Raw genomic sequence first — 15,031 nt, 5'->3', positions numbered from 1 at the left:
TGCGACAGCGCGACGCCGGCCACGCGGGCCTCGGTGTCCAGCAACTGGTCGAGGGCGGCCCGGCGAAGGCTGCCCAGCGCGCGCGCCATCGGCCGGACCCAGCTGTCCGAAACCCGGAGCCATTCGTTGATGTTCTCGCGCGTGGGGTAGCCGAACTCGAATTCGCCCACCATCGCCGCCCAGCTCTCGCGGCCCATCAGCGCGAGCGCGACGGGGCCGGCCTGGATCCCGGGCGCGTCCTTCGCGATCTCGGCCATGCCGGTGAACAGCGCGCTGGCGTTGGCCAGCACGCGCTGCGCCTCGGCCTCGTTGGTCTTGCGCTTGGCCGTGACCATGGCCAGCGTGTTGAGCATGGCCGACTGCAGGTCGACGAGGTTCGCCTCGACGTGCTCGGCGTAGTGCAGCAGGCGCAGTTGGGCCAGCCACCCGGCCTCCCACTCGGGGCCCAGCACCGAGGCCAGCGCGCGCAGCGTGGAGCGGCAGCGGCGGTCGTGCGCTTCGAGCGCCTGCTCGACGGCGGCGATGTCGCGCGCCACCTCGCCGATCGCGCCCACCAGGTCGCGCTTCCTGATGGCCTTGCCGCGATGCTCCAGGCGCGGGCCTTCGCTCTTGGCGATGCCGTGCTGCACCGCCTCCAGCGCGGCCTTCTCGTGCCGCAGGGCGTCGAGCCGCTCGAGCGTGCCCGAGAGCGACTCGGGATAGAGCGTCGGCAGCGCCGCGGCCGCCTCCGAGGCGCTGATGCGGTCGAACAGTTGCTCGGCCGTGTGCTGCGAGCGCGTGACGGCCCGCCCCAGGTACACGCCGCGGTAGCGCCGCTTGTACGACTCGCGGTCGTACTCCGCGTCGAGCGCTGCGCCGCGGCTTCGCGGGTCAGGGCTTCGGGCGTCGGAACGACGTGGCTGATCAGGGCGGCGCAGGCGCGTTCGCGAAAGACCGGCGCGTCGTCGAACAGTTCCCATGCGGAGCTTTCGCGGGTCTCGGCCGGGAGGTAGATCTTCTTGGCGTTTTCCTCGCGCTCATGGCTGGCCGGGTGCGTGGCCCACATGCGCGACACCGACACCCTGTCGCGCTTGAAGATTCGGTGCGCCGCCGGGCCGTCCGCCGGCGCGGGCGGCGGAACGCCATAGCCCGGGTCGTCGTAGATCGCGCGCAGCTTGCCGATGATTCCCGACTGGATGTCGTAGAGGTCGGGCACGGCGCGGCCCTTGTGCAGTTGCTGGTTGGCGAACTCCAGCGTCCGGTCCCAGGCCGCATCGGCCGCCTGCATCTTGTAGAGCGCGTCGATCAGCGCGTCGCTGCCCGCCAGGCTCACCGACACGCGGTCGGCCTGGAACTCCATTTCGCGCGACAGGGCGCGGTCGGCCAGCACCACGAGGCGGAACAGGCTGTCCACCACCGAGCGGATGGACCACACCAGCAGCGAGAACAGCCAGCCGATCCAGGCAATGCGCACATCGGTGCGCGACAGGCCTTCGAGAAAGCGGTCGAGCCCGTCGCGCTTGGCCACGATGTGCGCCGCGATCTGCTGCGCCAGGTAGACCCATCGGCCCACCGCCATGCTGCGCTGGGCGAAGTGCCCGAACTCGTGCGCGAGCACCGCCTTGAACTCGGAAACCGTCAGTACGTTGACCAGCGGCAGCCCGATCTCCAGGTTCTTCTTCGAGGGCAATAGGAAGTTGAGCAGCGACAGGTCGTAGAACACCGCCGCATTGACCCGCGACGACACGTACACCTTGGCCGGCCGGGGCGCCCGGGCTTCGTCCGCGAGCCGATGCAGGAAGGCGAAGAGCCGGGGCTGCTCGGCCGCGGTGATCTCGGTCAGGCCGCCCATTTCGCCGCGCCGCACGAATACCAAAGCTTTCAACATGAACACCGCGAGGAACGCGGCGCCGAAGCCCACCAGCGTCAGCAGCATGCCGTCGCGCGAACCGTAGAACGAGGCCCGGAAAGACATGTACGCCTTCCAGGCCAGCCAGCCCGAGAACAGCAGGTAGGCCCCGACAAAGACCAGCAGAGCCACCATCGCCAGCCAGGCCTGCCGCCGGTAGGCGGGCGATGCCTTCGCGAGTTGACTCCCTGCGCCAGCGGGGCCCGCTGGATAAAGTTGATCCGCCATGTTGTTCCCTCTTCCTCGCACAATTCGTTGTTCTTCGGAATTGCCGGCAACACCCATCGGTCCATGCCGCCGATAATTCCGCCTCGTTATGTGCGGATTCTTACATCTGCAAAAGAAACAGACAGAGGGAAAAAAGTTGCTCGAGAAACTCAATGAATTCACCGAAAGCCACGGCGAGCTGCGCCGGGGCCGCGGGCTCGTCACGGGCACCATCGCGCTGAGCCTGGGCATCCTCTGCTTCCTCGGCGTGCTGGCCTTCCATTTCCCGCAGTACCTCACGACGCCGGAGCTGCGCAAGAGCTACAACGTCGACGTGATGCGCTTCATCCTGCTGGCGGCCCTGGTCATCTCGGGCGGGCTGTCGCTGGTCAACATCATCTTCAACCGCTCGCGCTGGCTGTCGTCGGCCGCGTTCCTGCTGGTGGCGGCCTCGGCGCTGCTGGGCGGGCACAAGGTGCCGGTGCACGACTTCGCGGACAACACGCCGTACATCGGGCTGGACTGGTTCATCCTCGACCTGCTGGGCTCGTCGCTGATCTTCATCTTCATCGAGAAGCTGTTCGCGCTGCGCAAAGACCAGCCGGTGTTCCGTGAAGAGTGGCAAACCGATTTCCACCACTTCGTGGTGAACCACATGATCGTGGGCTTCGTGCTGCTGGCCACCAACCTGATGGTGCACAAGCTGTTCGGCTGGGCCGCCAACGACGGCATCCGCGGCTGGATCGGCAACCTGCCGTTCTGGGCGGGCATTTTGCTGATCATCCTGGTGGCCGACCTCGTGCAGTACTGGACGCACCGCGCCTACCACGAGGTGCCGGTGCTGTGGCGCCTGCACGCGGTGCACCACAGCGTGAAGAGCATGGACTGGATGGCGGGCTCGCGCCAGCACATCCTGGAGCTGCTGATCACGCGCACGCTGGTGCTGGCGCCCATCTACGTGCTGGGCTTCAGCAAGGAAGTGATCGACGCGTACATCGTGGTGGTGGGCTTCCAGGCGGTGTTCAACCACTGCAACGTGAGCGTGCGGCTGGGCCCGCTGCGCTACATCATCGTCACGCCCAACTTCCACCACTGGCACCACAGCCAGGACATCGAGGCGCTCGACAAGAACTACGCGGCGCACTACGCCTTCCTCGACTACATCTTCGGCACGGCCGTGAAGAGCACCAAGCTCTGGCCCGAGAAGTACGGCGTGCTGGGCGACTACGTGCCCAACGGCTTCTTCAAGCAGTTGAAGTTTCCGTTCGTCTGGAAGGGCTGATGCGCGCCGCGTTCAAGACCCTCGCGGTCGTCGTTGCCGCGAGCGCCGCGCTGCTGCTCTCGGCCTGCGCCACGCGCCTGGACCTGCCGACCAAGGACGCAGGCCTGCGCCTGCGGGTGCAGAGCTCGGTCATCGCGCCGGGCAACGGCGGCGAGCTCATCGCGGCCAGCGCGCTGGAGCCCGGCGACATCCTGCTGACCTCGATCGCCACGGTCAACTCCTTCGGCATCCGGCTGGGCACCTTCTCGCCGGTGAGCCATGCGGTGCTGTACCTCGGCGACGGGCAGATCGCCGAGGCCGTGGGCACCGGCGTGCGCGCCCGCCCGCTGATGGAAGTGGTCGACGAAGAACAAATGGTGGTGGCCTTCCGCGTGCCCGGCGTCGATGCCGAAAACGCCGGGCGCATGCGCGCCTGGGCCATGTCGCAGGTCGGCGTGCGCTACAACACCGTGGGCGTGCTGCTGAACGCGCCCTTCGTGCTGAACCGGCGCCTGTGCGAGCTGCCGCTGGTGCCTGCCGCCGTGAGCCACTACTGCATGAGCGGCATGGCCATGGTGCAGTTGGGCGCGAGCCGCGACGACCAGTTCTTCTGCTCGCAGTTCGTGCTCGAGGCCTACAAGCAGGCTGGCCTGCCGATCACCAGCGCCGACCCGCGCTGGGTGAGCCCGGCCGACCTGCTGCACATGCGCGAGGGCGACGTGCCCTCGATCGCGGCCACGCAGCCGCTGCGCTACGTGGGCCACCTCAAGTACAACCCGCCGCCGTTGCTGGCGGCCGACGGCCCTTGAGCGCGGGCACAGTGTCCCGCTTCGACGTCGTCGTCATCGGCGCCGGGGCGGCCGGGCTCTTCTGCGCCGGCGTGGCCGGCCAACGCGGGCTCAAGGTGCTGCTGGTGGACCACAGCGAGAAGGTGGGCGAGAAGATCCGCATCTCGGGCGGCGGGCGCGCCAACTTCACCAACCGCGACCTCGACGTGCGCGCGCCGCAGCGCCACTTCATCGGCGACAACCCGAACTTCTGCCGCTCGGCGCTGTCGCGCTATGCGCCGCAGCAGTTCATCGAGCTGGTGCAGAAGCACGGCATCGCCTTTCACGAGAAGCACAAGGGCCAGCTGTTCTGCGACGGCTCGTCGCAGCAGATCGTCGACATGCTGCTGGCCGAATGCGCGGCGGGCGGCGTCGAGCGCTGGCAGCCCTGCAAGATCGGAAACATCGCATCGACGGGCTCGGGCAGCTATCAAATCGAGAGCAGCCGGGGTCTGATCGAAACGCCCAAGATCGTGGTCGCCACCGGCGGCCTGTCGATTCCGCAGATCGGCGCGACCGACTTCGGCTACCGCATCGCCGAGCAGTTCGGCCTGCGCGTGGTCACGCCCCGCCCGGCGCTGGTGCCGCTGACCTTCGGCGGCGACGCCTGGGCGCCGTACGCCGAACTGTCCGGGCTGGCGCTGCCGGTGCGCATCGAGACCGGGGCCAAGAAGGAAAAGACGGCCTTCCTCGAAGACCTGCTGTTCACCCACCGGGGCCTGTCGGGCCCGGCGGTGCTGCAGATTTCGAGCTACTGGAAGCCCGGCGCCCCGCTGACACTGGACTTCGCGCCCGGCGTGAACGTGGCCGAGGCACTGGGCGAAGCCAAGCTGCGGTCGAAAAAGCGCATTGCCAACGAACTGGCCGCGCTGGTGCCCTCCCGGCTGGCCGACGCCTGGGTCGGGCAGGACCCGGCCCTGCAGCGCCCCGTGAACGAAGCCGCCGACAAGGCGCTGGCCGCCCTGTCGGAGCGCATCGCCCGCTGGCAGATCACCCCCAGCGGCACCGAAGGCTACAAGAAGGCCGAGGTCACGGCAGGCGGCGTCGACACCCGCGACCTGTCGTCCCAGACCATGGAGTCGAAGCAGCCGGGCCTCTTTTTCATCGGGGAAGTGGTCGATGTGACGGGCTGGCTCGGCGGATATAACTTCCAATGGGCCTGGGCGAGTGCCCAAGCGTGCGCAATCGCGCTATAATCGCGGGCTAACTCTGGCCTCCCCTCAACGGCCGCAAAAGATTTTCAGTTGAGGAACCCCGGCTTTGGGCCTCGATCTCCCCGAGCCAACTTCATTTCAACGATTCATCAATGACCACCATCCGCGTTAAAGAAAACGAGCCCTTCGACGTCGCTCTGCGTCGCTTCAAGCGCACCATCGAAAAGCTCGGCCTGCTGACCGACCTGCGTGCCCGCGAGTTCTACGAAAAGCCGACCGCCGAGCGCAAGCGCAAGAAGGCCGCGGCCGTCAAGCGCCACTACAAGCGCGTGCGCAGCATGCAGCTCCCCAAGAAGCTGTACTAAGCAACGCTCCAGGCGACTGGCCCTCGACGAAAGTCACAGCCAGCGCCTCGTTGCCTCAGCCGCGCCAGGGAAACCTGCCGCGGCTTTTGTTTTTCCGAAAGGTTGCGAAATGACACTCAAAGAACAGATCACCGAAGACATGAAGACGGCGATGCGCGCCAAGGACTCCGAGCGCCTGGCCACCATCCGCCTGCTGCTGGCCGCCATGAAGCAGAAGGAAGTCGACGAGCGCGTGGAGCTCGACGACGCCATGGTCGTGGCCATCGTCGACAAGATGGTCAAGCAGCGCAAGGACTCGATCGCCGCCTTCACCACCGGCGGCCGCATCGACCTGGCCGACAAGGAAGCCGCCGAGATCAAGGTGCTCGAGGTCTACCTGCCCCAGCGCATGAGCGCCGAGGAAACGCTGGCCGCGGTGAAGGCCATCGTGGCCGAGCTGGGCGCCAGCGGCCCCGGCGACATGGGCAAGGTGATGGGCGTGGTCAAGACCCGCCTGGCCGGCAAGGCCGACATGGGCCAGGTCAGCGCCGCCGTCAAGTCGGCACTGGCAGGCGCCTGATGATGGGCACCGGCAGCCCCAGCGCCCCGATCCTCAAGGCCTGCGCCTGCCTGGTCGACGCACGGGGCCGGCTGCTGGTGTTCCGCCATCCCGAGGATGGCAACATGCAGCTCCCCAAGGGCACCATCGAGCCCGGCGAATCGCCCGAGGCGGCGGTGCGGCGCGAGCTGCTCGAGGAGTCGGGCCTCGACTTCACCGGCCCGCTGCAATCGCTGGGCACGCTCGACCGCGAATGCGAGGCCGGCGTCGAAGGCAACACGCACCGCCACCCGCAGCTGTGGCACCTGTTCTTGATGCGCGCCGAGGCATCTGCCCGAGATCTTCGCGCACACGGCCACCGGCAGCCCCGAAGAAGAAGGCCTGGTCTTCCAGTTCCACTGGCTCGAAGCGGGCGAGCCCCTCGACGACTTCGCCCTGCCCTACCGCCAGAGCATCGAGCGCGTGCGCGCGGCCCTGCTGCTCGCGGCCTGAGCCGGCGCTGCGGCGCCGCTGCCGCCGGCCGTCACGCCAGGGCGCGCACGACCATGTACAGCCCCAACAGCGCCAGCCCGATCAGGAAGCAGCGGCGAAACACCGCCACCGACAGCTTCTGCCGCAGCCAGGTCCCCAGCACCATGCCGCCGATGGCCGGCGCCAGCATCGCGACCGAGCCGCCCAGCGCCGACATCGGATAGCCCCCGTTCCCCGCCAGCCCGATGGCCAGCACCACCGTCGAGGTGGTGAACGAGATCCCCATCGCCTGGATCAGCGAATCGCGCTGGAACCCCAGCGCCTGCAGGTACGGCACCGCCGGCACCGCGAACACACCCGTCACCGCCGTCACCAGCCCCGTGACGATGCCCACCAGTGGCCCCATCCAGCGCGCCTGCGCGTCGCTCACGTGCAGTTGCCGCCCTGTCAGCCCCCAGACCGCATAGACCCCCAGCGCCACCCCCAGCGCCACCGAAGCCCAAGCGCCGGCCGGCACGCCCAGCCACAGCGCGCCGCCCAGCGTGCCGATCACCACCCCCACCTGCATGCCGCCGATGCGCCGCAACACCGCCATGAAGCTCGTGCGCGGCCCGGTCTGCCAGACGTTGGTGACGAACGAGGGCACGATCAGCAGCGCGGCCGCCTGCACCGGCGACATCCACACGGCAAGCAGCGCCATCGACACCGTCGGCAGCCCCAGGCCGATCACGCCCTTGATCACCCCCGCCAGCAGGTACACCGCCGTCACGGCGGTCCAGAAAATCATCATGTCGTGGGTTGGCATCGTCATCGCGGCGAGTCTGCCGGCGAAGCAGGCGCCTGAAAATGCGGCGTTCGCAGAGCGGGCCTCAGGCTGGGCCTGAGGCTCCTGGTGCACACTCCGGCGGATCATGCGATTCGATCTCACCGACCTGCGGCTCTTCCTCAACGTCGTCGAAGCGGGCAGCCTCACCGGCGGCGCCGGGCGCTCGCACATGACGCTGGCCTCGGCCAGCCAGCGTGTGCGCGGCATGGAAGACGCCCTGGGCACCCCGCTGCTCACGCGCCATGCCCAGGGCGTGCGCGCCACCGAGGCCGGCCGCACGCTGCTGCACCATGCGCGCGTCGTGCTGCAGCAGATGGAGCGGCTGCGCGGCGAGCTCGGCGAATACGGCCAGGGCCTGAAGGGCCACGTGCGCTTCATGTGCGGCACCTCGGCGCTGACCGAGCATCTGCCCGAAGTGCTGAGCCGCTTTTTGGCGCAGCACCCGCGCATTTCGGTCGACCTCGAGGAGCGCGCCAGCCCCGACACCGTGGAGGCCCTGCGCGCCGGCTTGTGCGACATCGGCATCGTGTCGGACGCCATCGACAGCGAAGGCCTCGAGTGCCACCCCTTCCGCCGCGACGACCTCGTGCTCGTCATGCCGCGCGGCCACGCACTGGCCGGGCGCAAGCGCCTGCGATTGAGCGAAGTGGTCGACAACGAATTCGTCGGCCTGCCCGCCGACAGCGCGCTGCAGCAGCTCATCACGCAGCACGTGCGCGCGCTCGGCAAGCACCTGGCCTACCGGGTGCGCGTGCGCAACTTCGAGGCCGTGTGCCGCATGGTCGAGTACGGCATCGGCGTGGGCATCGTGCCGCAGACCGCGGCCGAGCGCTGCGCCCGCTCGATGAAGATCGCGCGCGCCTCGCTCGCCGACCAGTGGGCCGAACGCACGCTGATGGCCTGCGTGCGCTCGTCGGAGGACCTGCCGCTGAATGCCCGGCGCATGCTGGAGCACCTGATCGCGCCGGTCGAAGGCGCTGCTGCCGAGGCCCCTACGGCCGCGAAGAAGTGACCGGCCGCCCCTGCCGCGCCCGCGCCGCCACGAAAGCGTCGAAGGCCTCGCTGCTGGTCTTGCGCGGCACGTAGCCGAAGCGCGTCTTCAGCGCCGTGTTGCGCAGCACCGGCCGGTAACGCAGAAAGTCGAGCTGCTCCGGCCCGTAGCGGCTCACGCCCAGCGCGCTGCCCACCGACAACGCGGCCTTCAGCACGCCGGCCGGCCAGTCGGTCGCGCGCTTGCCCAGCCGCGCGGCAATCTCGTGGATCGTCAACGCGCCGTCGCCCGCGAGGTTGTAGCAGCCGGGCGGCGCGCCGCCCAGCGCATGCGCGATGGCGCCCGTCACGTCCTCGTCCCACACGAACACGAACGGGCTCGCGCTGCCGCGAATGGCAATGAGCCGCTTCTTCTCGAACAGCGCGGTGATCTGGTTGTCGACCCGCTCGCCGAGGATGGTGCCGATGCGCAGCACCGTCTGCGCGAGCGCCGGGTGCCGCGCGCGGCAGTCGGCCAGCAGTTCCTCGACCTGCCGCTTGTGGTCGGCATAGGCGAACACCGCGTTGCCGCGCAGGGGCTGCGACTCGTCGATCCATGCCGGGTTGTCCGCGTGGTAGCCGTAGGCCGCGCCGCTCGACGACACCACGATGTGGCGCACGCCGTTGGCCATGCAGGCCTGGAGCACGTTGCGCGTGCCGCCCACGTCCACCGAGTGCTCGAACGCGCGGTTCGAGTCCTTGCCGGGCGTGACGATCGAGGCCAGGTGCACGACCGTGTCGATGCCGTGGCCGGCCATGGCGGCGGCAATGCCGTCGTCCCGCACGTCCTGCCGCAGGTAGGTGACGCCGGGCAACTGCCGCTCGGGCGGCACTTCGCGCACGTCGAGCGCGACCAGGGCTTCGAGCGTTCCCTGCGCCACCAGTGCAGCGAGCACGCCGCGCCCCAGGAATCCGTCGCCGCCCGTCACGAGCACGCGCCGTGCAACAAGCCCTTCGCTCATGGCTTCACGGGCTTGCGCCCCCACCAGCCCGCGAGCGCCAGGCCCGCGATGATGTCCCAGAAGCCCCACACGCCCGCCACCACGGCCATGCCGCCGAGCCCGCCGAAGAAGCTGAAGATCAGCACCAGCCCGAGCCCCGAGTTGCGGATGCCCACCTCGATGGCCACCGCGCGCCGGTCGTAGTCGCCCAGCCCCGAGAGCCGCGCGCACAGGTAGCCCGTGCCGAAGGCCAGCGCGTCGTGGATCACCACCGCCAGCAGCACCAGCCCCACGTAGTCCAGGAAGAAGCGCCAGTTGCCCGCGATGGCGCCCACGATGAAGACGATGAGCGCGACGAAGCTCACCACGCCCACCGGCTTCTTGATGCGCGCCGTGAGCCCCGGCAGCTGGTGCGAGCACGCCACGCCCAGCACGAACGGAATGCCGATGATCATCACGATGTGCCCCAGCATGTCCAGCGGGTCGAGCGCGATGGTCTTCAGCAGCGGCGCGGCCGTGGGATGCATGCCGCCCCAGAACGCGAAGTTCAGCGGCATCACCACGATGGACAGGGCATTGGAGATGGCCGTCATCGACACCGACAACGCCACGTTGCCGCGCGCGCGGTGCGTGAGGATCTGCGAGATGTTCCCCGGCGGACAGCAGGCCACGAGGATCATGCCCAGCGCGATGCTCGGCCCCGGCTGCAGGACGAGCGTGAGCACGAAGGTCACGGCCGGCAGCACCACGAACTGCGCGCCGACGCCCACCGCCATCGCGCCGGGCATGCGCGCCACGCGCCTGAAGTCCTCGATGCGCGTGTCCAGCGCAATGCCGAACATCAGGAAGCCCAGCACCACGTTCAGCAGCACCAGCGAGGCGGGGTTGAAGTGCAGGCGTATCTCGTCGACTGGCAGCATGCGTGGGGCCTCCCTCGTTCGTTGTCGTCGTTGCTCTTGTTCGTCTTCAGCCGGGCTCGGCCAGCGCGGCGGCCGCGTTGCGCACGGCTGCGCGGTAGGTGTCCTTGTGCACGTAGTACGCCATGCGCTCCAGCTGCAGGTACTTGAACCCGCCCGACAGGTCGGGCGGCGGCCCCTGCACCGCCGCGCGCAAGGCCCGCGCCTTCGGCGAGCCGCCGGCCTTGGCGCGGAAGTAGCGCGCCACCAGTTCGGCCTGCTCGTAGCGCCCCTGCCAGCCGATGCCGCTGGCCTCGATCATCCCGAGCACGGCGATGTTCTCGAAGCGCGGCGAGAAGATGTTCAGGTACAGGCGCGGCGCCATGCCCTGCCAGTTCAGCAGCTCGCGGTCGATGAACGGGTAGTGCAGCGCATAGCCCGTGGCCGCCAGGATCAGGTCGTAGTCGCGCGCGCTGCCGTCCTTGAAATGCACCGTGCGCCCATCGAGCCGCGCGATGTCGCCGCGCACGCCGATGTCGCCGTGGCCCACGTAGTGCAGCACCAGCGAGTTGACGATCGGGTGCGACTCGTACATCTTGTAGTCGGGCTTGGGAAAGCCGAAGCGCACCGGGTCGCCGGTGAACCACTGGAGCACGGTCGAATCGATCTTCTGCTTGAGCCACGGCGGCAACGGGCGCTTGCCGCCGAGCGTGTCGGCCGGCTTGCCGAACACGTACTTGGGCACGAAGTAGTAGCCGCGCCGCACCGAGATGTCGACGCTGCTGGCGTAGTGCACCGCATCGACCGCGATGTCGCAGCCCGAGTTGCCCGCGCCGACGATCAGCACGCGCTTGTCCTTGAAGAGTTCGGGGTGCTTGTAGTCGCTGGTGTGCAGCAGCTCGCCGTCGAAGCGGCCCTCGAAGCTCGGCCGCTTGGGCTCGGCCAGCGTGCCGTTGGCGATGACCACGCCCTTGTATTCGGCGGTCTCCACGCGGCCGTCGGCGCCTTCCACGCTCACGCGCCAGCGCGTGTCCGGCGCGTCGCTCACGGGCTCGACGCGCAGCACGCGCGTGTTGAAGCGGAAGTGCTCGCGCAGCCCGAAGCGGTCGGCGAAGTCGCTGAAGTAGCGGCGCAGCTCGCGGTGGCTCGGGTAGTCGGCCACCGTGTCGGCCATCGGAAATTCCGCGAACTCGGTGGTGCGCTTGCTGGAGATCAGGTGCGCCGAGTGATAGACCGTGGAGCGCGGGTTGTCGATGTCCCACAGGCCGCCCACGTCGCTGTGCGCCTCGAAGCCCTGGAACGGCACGCCGTGCTTGTGCAGGTTGCGCGCGCCGGCCAGGCCGGAGGGGCCGGCGCCGATCAGCGCGATCTGTTCGTGGGTCGGTGCAGTGCTGGACGTCATCGGGCGGGAGGCTCCTTCGAAAGACCGGGAATGGCGGTGGCGCCCTCCTCGCCCACGCGCGGCTTGCGCGGCTGCCCGCGCAGCACGCGGTCGTGCAGCTTCTCGGGCAGCAGGTCGAGCGCTTTCGAGAGCCAGCCGATGCGGCGCGGCAGCACCACCTTCTCGCGGCCCGCGCGCAGCGCGGCCAGCAGTTGGCGCGCAGCCTCGTCGGCCTCGAGCAGGCCCGGCATCGCGAAGCGGTTGCCGGCCGTGAGCGCGGTGCGAATGTAGCCGGGGCTCACCGTGTGCACGGTGAGGCCGGTGTCGCGCAGTTCCGCGCGCAGGCTTTCGAGATAGCGGATCAGCCCCGCCTTGCTCGCGCAGTACGCGCCGTTGCCGGGCATGCCGCGCCAGCCCGCGATGCTGGCCATGCCCACGAGCGCGCCGCGCCGCTGCGCGCGCATCGCGGCCAGAAAGGGCTGGAAGGTGGTGGCCGCGCCCAGCAGGTTGATCTCGAGCATGCGGCGGAACACCGCGAGGTCGTCGGCCTCGGCCGTGTCGTAGCCGCCCGCGACACCCGCGTTGGCGATCACGAGGTCGGGCACGCCCGCGCGCGCCATCCAGTCGGCGGCCATGGCCTGCATGGCCGGGCCCGAAGACACGTCGGGCGTGTACGCCGTGCATTGCGCCGGCGTCGGTGCCAGCGCGGCCAGTTCGGCGAGCCGGCCCGCGTCGAGCCCCACCAGCGCCACCTTCGCGCCCGCGCCGATCAGCTCGCGCGCCAGTGCCTGGCCCAGGCCACCACAGGCCCCGGTGAGGACGACGTTGCGATACGGCAGAGGCACGGGCATGGACGCGATGGCTCCGGGTGGCAAAACCCGGCCACTTTAGCCGCGCATGCGCGCCGCGCCCCCCGGCATTTCCCCTTGCCTGGGCGCCGCTCGCTGAAGGCTTGCTGAAGCCGTCAGGCCCCGGCAGCTTCCGGAAACTCGATCTGGATCTTGACGTCGGTCGCGCGCCCCGCGGCTGCTTCCTCGAAGGCCTGGATGCCGTCCTCGAACGCGAAGGTGCGCGAGATGAAGGGCTTCACGTCGACCTGCCCCGACGCAATGAGCGCCAGCGCGCGCGGGAAGATGTTGGCGTAGCGGAACACCGACTCGATGCGCACCTCCTTCGCCTGGATCGCGACGATGTCGAAAGGCACCTGGGCGGCGGGTATGCCCACCATCACGAGGCAGCCGCCGGGGCACAGCAGCTCGAAGATGCCGTCGAAGGCGCGCGTGCTGCCGCTGGCCTCGAACACCACGTTGGCGCCCCAATCGTCGGTGAGTGTCTTCACGGTGTCGGCAAGGTCGGCTTCGCGCACGTTCACCGTGGTCACCGCCGGGTTGTGCGCGAACAGCGCGAGCTTCTCGGGCACGAGGTCCGCAAGAATCACGCGCGCCGCGCCGCCCGCCAGCGCGGCCAGCGCCGTCATCGCGCCGATGGTGCCCGCGCCGATGACCACCGCCACGTCGCCCGGCTTCAGCGCCGCCTTCTTCGCGGCCTGCAGGCCGATGGCCAGCGGCTCGACGATGGCGCCCTCGCCGAAGCTCACGTTGTCGGGCAGGCGGAAGGTGAAGGCCGCCGGGTGCACCACGAAGGGCGTGAGGCAACCGTGGATCGGCGGCGTGGCCCAGAAGCGCACGGCCGGGTCGAGGTTGTAGATGCCTTCGAGCGTGGCGCGCGAGTCCATCCGCGGAATGCCGGGCTCCATGCACACGCGGTCGCCGGGCTTCAGGTGCGTCACCTGCGCGCCCACCTCGCCACCACGCCCGAGGCCTCGTGGCCCAGGACCATCGGCTCGTTCACCATGTAGGGGCCGATGCCGCCGTGCTGGTAGTAGTGAACGTCGCTGCCGCACACACCCACGGTGTGCATGCGGATCTTCACGTCGCGCGGGCCCATGTGCAGGGGCATGTCGATGTCGCGCAACGTGAGCTCGTGCGCTTTTTCCAGAACCAGTGCTTTCATTTCTTTCGTCCTTGAAGGAGTGTGTTTGTGTGAGTCAGTGCAAGGGGCCGTCGGTGCGAAGCAGCGAGGCGCCGGTGTCGATGTCGAACAGGTGCACCTGCGCCGGGTCGGCCACGAAGCGCACCGCGTCGCGCAGGCGCGGGCATTGCGCGGAAGGCATCAGCGCGGCGACTTCGCTCTCGCCCCGGCCGAAGCTCACCAGCACCTCGTTGCCGAGGTATTCGATGAGCTGCACCTCGCCGGCAAAGCCGCCGTCGCGCCCGCCCTGCGTGTCGACCTGCAGGTGCGCGGGCCGCACGCCCAGCGTCACGCGTTCGCGGCCCTCGAGCGCGAAGCGGCGCGCGTCCACGCACACCGTGCCCTCGCGGCCCGACAGCTCGAAGTGGCCGCCGACGTCGCGCACCGCCATCTCGACCAGGTTCATCGGCGGCGTGCCGATGAAGCCGGCCACGAAGGCCGAGCGCGGGCGCTCGAAGATCTCGCGCGGCGAGCCGACCTGCTCGATGCGCCCGTCGCGCAGCAGCACGATGCGGTCGGCCAGCGTCATGGCCTCGTGCTGGTCGTGCGTGACGTACACGGTGGTGGTCTTCAGCGCCTGGTGCAGCCTGGCGATCTCGATGCGCATGTGGTTGCGCAGCTTGGCGTCGAGGTTGGACAGCGGCTCGTCGAACAGGAACACCTTGGGCGTCTTGATCATCGCGCGCGCAATGGCCACGCGCTGCTGCTGGCCGCCCGACAGCTCGGTGGGCTTGCGCTGCAGGTAGCGCTCCAGGCCGAGCGTGTCGGACACCTCCTTGATGCGCGCGTCGATCTCGGCCTTGGGCACCTTCAGCCGCTTGAGGCCGAACGCGATGTTGTCGCGCACGCTCATGTGCGGGTACAGCGCGTAGTTCTGGAACACCATGGCAATGCCGCGCTCCTGCGGCGGCAGGTCGTTCACGCGCTGGCCGCCGATCAGCAGGTCGCCGTCCGAGATGTCTTCCAGGCCCGCGAGCATGCGCAGGATGGTCGACTTGCCGCAGCCCGAGGGGCCGAGGAACACGACGAACTCGTTGTCGGCCACGTCGAGGTCGAACTGGTGGACGACCTGCGTGTCGCCGTAGCGCTTGATGATCTTGTGACAGCTGATGGCGGACATGTTGTTCTCTGGAAGGGATGGGGTGCGGTCTTGCGCCTTCCCCCTCTGGGGGAAGGCCGGGATGGGGGCAGGCCTTTGCAAGCGCGCCGTCGCCGA

At 69.1% G+C, this 15,031-nt stretch carries 14 protein-coding genes and 3 pseudogenes; 8 read left to right on the top strand and 9 right to left on the bottom strand.

The genetic code is table 11. From position 1 onward, the window contains the following. A partial coding sequence (locus BMG07_RS43385; RefSeq protein WP_269759706.1) for a hypothetical protein occupies window positions 1-800 on the bottom strand: 800 nt, incomplete at its 3' end. A 254-nt stretch (window positions 801-1,054) separates the two neighbouring features. Continuing rightward, a pseudogene (locus BMG07_RS45235) lies at window positions 1,055-1,831 on the bottom strand (M48 family metallopeptidase); the annotation flags it as partial. Here BMG07_RS45235 and BMG07_RS43375 point away from each other — a divergent pair. From BMG07_RS43375 to BMG07_RS43370, 7 genes and pseudogenes are all read left to right on the top strand, one after another. Beyond that, complete coding sequence (locus tag BMG07_RS43375; protein ID WP_269759704.1) at window positions 1,772-2,272, top strand: hypothetical protein; 501 nt, start codon at window positions 1,772-1,774, stop codon at window positions 2,270-2,272. The pseudogene BMG07_RS45235 and the gene BMG07_RS43375 overlap by 60 nt on opposite strands. Continuing rightward, entirely contained in the window at window positions 2,253-3,377 is a 1,125-nt protein-coding gene (locus tag BMG07_RS35000) for a sterol desaturase family protein (protein ID WP_198088363.1), read from the top strand. The genes BMG07_RS43375 and BMG07_RS35000 overlap by 20 nt, the downstream gene beginning before the upstream one ends. After that, window positions 3,377-4,165 carry a YaeF family permuted papain-like enzyme gene (locus BMG07_RS34995; RefSeq protein ID WP_198088362.1) on the top strand — a complete coding sequence of 263 codons (789 nt, stop codon included), beginning with the start codon at window positions 3,377-3,379 and terminating at the stop codon, window positions 4,163-4,165. The genes BMG07_RS35000 and BMG07_RS34995 overlap by 1 nt, the downstream gene beginning before the upstream one ends. Next, complete coding sequence (locus tag BMG07_RS34990; protein WP_198088361.1) at window positions 4,162-5,379, top strand: NAD(P)/FAD-dependent oxidoreductase; 1,218 nt, start codon at window positions 4,162-4,164, stop codon at window positions 5,377-5,379. Before BMG07_RS34995 ends, BMG07_RS34990 begins: the two co-directional genes overlap by 4 nt. Before the next feature lie 110 nt (window positions 5,380-5,489). Next, window positions 5,490-5,702, top strand: a complete 213-nt coding sequence (gene rpsU / locus BMG07_RS34985) for a 30S ribosomal protein S21 (protein WP_007833691.1) — start codon at window positions 5,490-5,492, stop codon at window positions 5,700-5,702. Window positions 5,703-5,811: 109 nt separating this feature from the next. Beyond that, window positions 5,812-6,261 (top strand): GatB/YqeY domain-containing protein, encoded by a 450-nt coding sequence (locus BMG07_RS34980; protein WP_198088360.1) that lies wholly within the window; start codon window positions 5,812-5,814, stop codon window positions 6,259-6,261. Continuing rightward, window positions 6,261-6,422, top strand: a pseudogene (locus BMG07_RS43370) (NUDIX domain-containing protein); the annotation flags it as partial. The gene BMG07_RS34980 and the pseudogene BMG07_RS43370, both read left to right, overlap by 1 nt. 341 nt (window positions 6,423-6,763) lie before the next feature. Here the strand turns inward: BMG07_RS43370 and BMG07_RS34970 are convergent. Then, window positions 6,764-7,522 carry a sulfite exporter TauE/SafE family protein gene (locus BMG07_RS34970; protein ID WP_198088359.1) on the bottom strand — a complete coding sequence of 253 codons (759 nt, stop codon included), beginning with the start codon at window positions 7,520-7,522 and terminating at the stop codon, window positions 6,764-6,766. A 100-nt stretch (window positions 7,523-7,622) separates the two neighbouring features. Between BMG07_RS34970 and BMG07_RS34965 the strand changes: the two genes are divergently transcribed. Then, on the top strand, window positions 7,623-8,549 hold the full coding sequence (locus BMG07_RS34965) for a LysR family transcriptional regulator (RefSeq protein ID WP_198088358.1): 927 nt from the start codon (window positions 7,623-7,625) through the stop codon (window positions 8,547-8,549). Here BMG07_RS34965 and BMG07_RS34960 read toward each other — a convergent pair. The 6 genes and pseudogenes from BMG07_RS34960 to BMG07_RS34935 all read right to left on the bottom strand — a co-directional run bounded on the left by BMG07_RS34960 (window position 8,530) and on the right by BMG07_RS34935 (window position 14,935). After that, entirely contained in the window at window positions 8,530-9,528 is a 999-nt protein-coding gene (locus tag BMG07_RS34960) for an SDR family oxidoreductase (RefSeq protein ID WP_198088357.1), read from the bottom strand. The genes BMG07_RS34965 and BMG07_RS34960 overlap by 20 nt on opposite strands. Then, complete coding sequence (locus BMG07_RS34955) at window positions 9,525-10,427, bottom strand: bile acid:sodium symporter family protein (protein WP_198088356.1); 903 nt, start codon at window positions 10,425-10,427, stop codon at window positions 9,525-9,527. The genes BMG07_RS34960 and BMG07_RS34955 overlap by 4 nt, the downstream gene beginning before the upstream one ends. Window positions 10,428-10,473: 46 nt before the next feature. Then, window positions 10,474-11,805, bottom strand: a complete 1,332-nt coding sequence (locus tag BMG07_RS34950) for an NAD(P)/FAD-dependent oxidoreductase (RefSeq protein WP_198088355.1) — start codon at window positions 11,803-11,805, stop codon at window positions 10,474-10,476. Next, window positions 11,802-12,635 (bottom strand): SDR family oxidoreductase, encoded by an 834-nt coding sequence (locus BMG07_RS34945; protein WP_269759703.1) that lies wholly within the window; start codon window positions 12,633-12,635, stop codon window positions 11,802-11,804. The genes BMG07_RS34950 and BMG07_RS34945 overlap by 4 nt, the downstream gene beginning before the upstream one ends. 113 nt (window positions 12,636-12,748) lie before the next feature. Continuing rightward, window positions 12,749-13,797, bottom strand: a pseudogene (locus BMG07_RS34940) (NAD(P)-dependent alcohol dehydrogenase). Window positions 13,798-13,831: 34 nt separating this feature from the next. Further along, window positions 13,832-14,935: an ABC transporter ATP-binding protein gene (locus tag BMG07_RS34935; RefSeq protein WP_198088354.1), complete on the bottom strand. Its 1,104-nt coding sequence runs from the start codon at window positions 14,933-14,935 to the stop codon at window positions 13,832-13,834. Window positions 14,936-15,031: the final 96 nt, after the last annotated feature.

Source organism: Variovorax sp. E3 (assembly GCF_016082275.1).
Lineage (GTDB): Bacteria > Pseudomonadota > Gammaproteobacteria > Burkholderiales > Burkholderiaceae_C > Variovorax.
This window is presented reverse-complemented; position numbering and strand designations above follow the sequence as displayed.

Excerpts from the sequence above, each read along its gene's own strand:
- BMG07_RS34955 (WP_198088356.1), bottom strand. The coding sequence starts at position 10,427 with ATGCTGCCAGTCGACGAGATACGCCTGCACTTCAACCCCGCCTCGCTG.
- BMG07_RS34970 (WP_198088359.1), bottom strand. The coding sequence starts at position 7,522 with ATGACGATGCCAACCCACGACATGATGATTTTCTGGACCGCCGTGACG.
- BMG07_RS34980 (WP_198088360.1), top strand. The coding sequence starts at position 5,812 with ATGACACTCAAAGAACAGATCACCGAAGACATGAAGACGGCGATGCGC.
- BMG07_RS34960 (WP_198088357.1), bottom strand. The coding sequence starts at position 9,528 with ATGAGCGAAGGGCTTGTTGCACGGCGCGTGCTCGTGACGGGCGGCGAC.
- BMG07_RS34935 (WP_198088354.1), bottom strand. The coding sequence starts at position 14,935 with ATGTCCGCCATCAGCTGTCACAAGATCATCAAGCGCTACGGCGACACG.
- BMG07_RS34995 (WP_198088362.1), top strand. The coding sequence starts at position 3,377 with ATGCGCGCCGCGTTCAAGACCCTCGCGGTCGTCGTTGCCGCGAGCGCC.
- BMG07_RS34945 (WP_269759703.1), bottom strand. The coding sequence starts at position 12,635 with ATGCCCGTGCCTCTGCCGTATCGCAACGTCGTCCTCACCGGGGCCTGT.
- BMG07_RS43375 (WP_269759704.1), top strand. The coding sequence starts at position 1,772 with ATGCAGGAAGGCGAAGAGCCGGGGCTGCTCGGCCGCGGTGATCTCGGT.
- BMG07_RS34950 (WP_198088355.1), bottom strand. The coding sequence starts at position 11,805 with ATGACGTCCAGCACTGCACCGACCCACGAACAGATCGCGCTGATCGGC.
- BMG07_RS34965 (WP_198088358.1), top strand. The coding sequence starts at position 7,623 with ATGCGATTCGATCTCACCGACCTGCGGCTCTTCCTCAACGTCGTCGAA.
- rpsU (WP_007833691.1), top strand. The coding sequence starts at position 5,490 with ATGACCACCATCCGCGTTAAAGAAAACGAGCCCTTCGACGTCGCTCTG.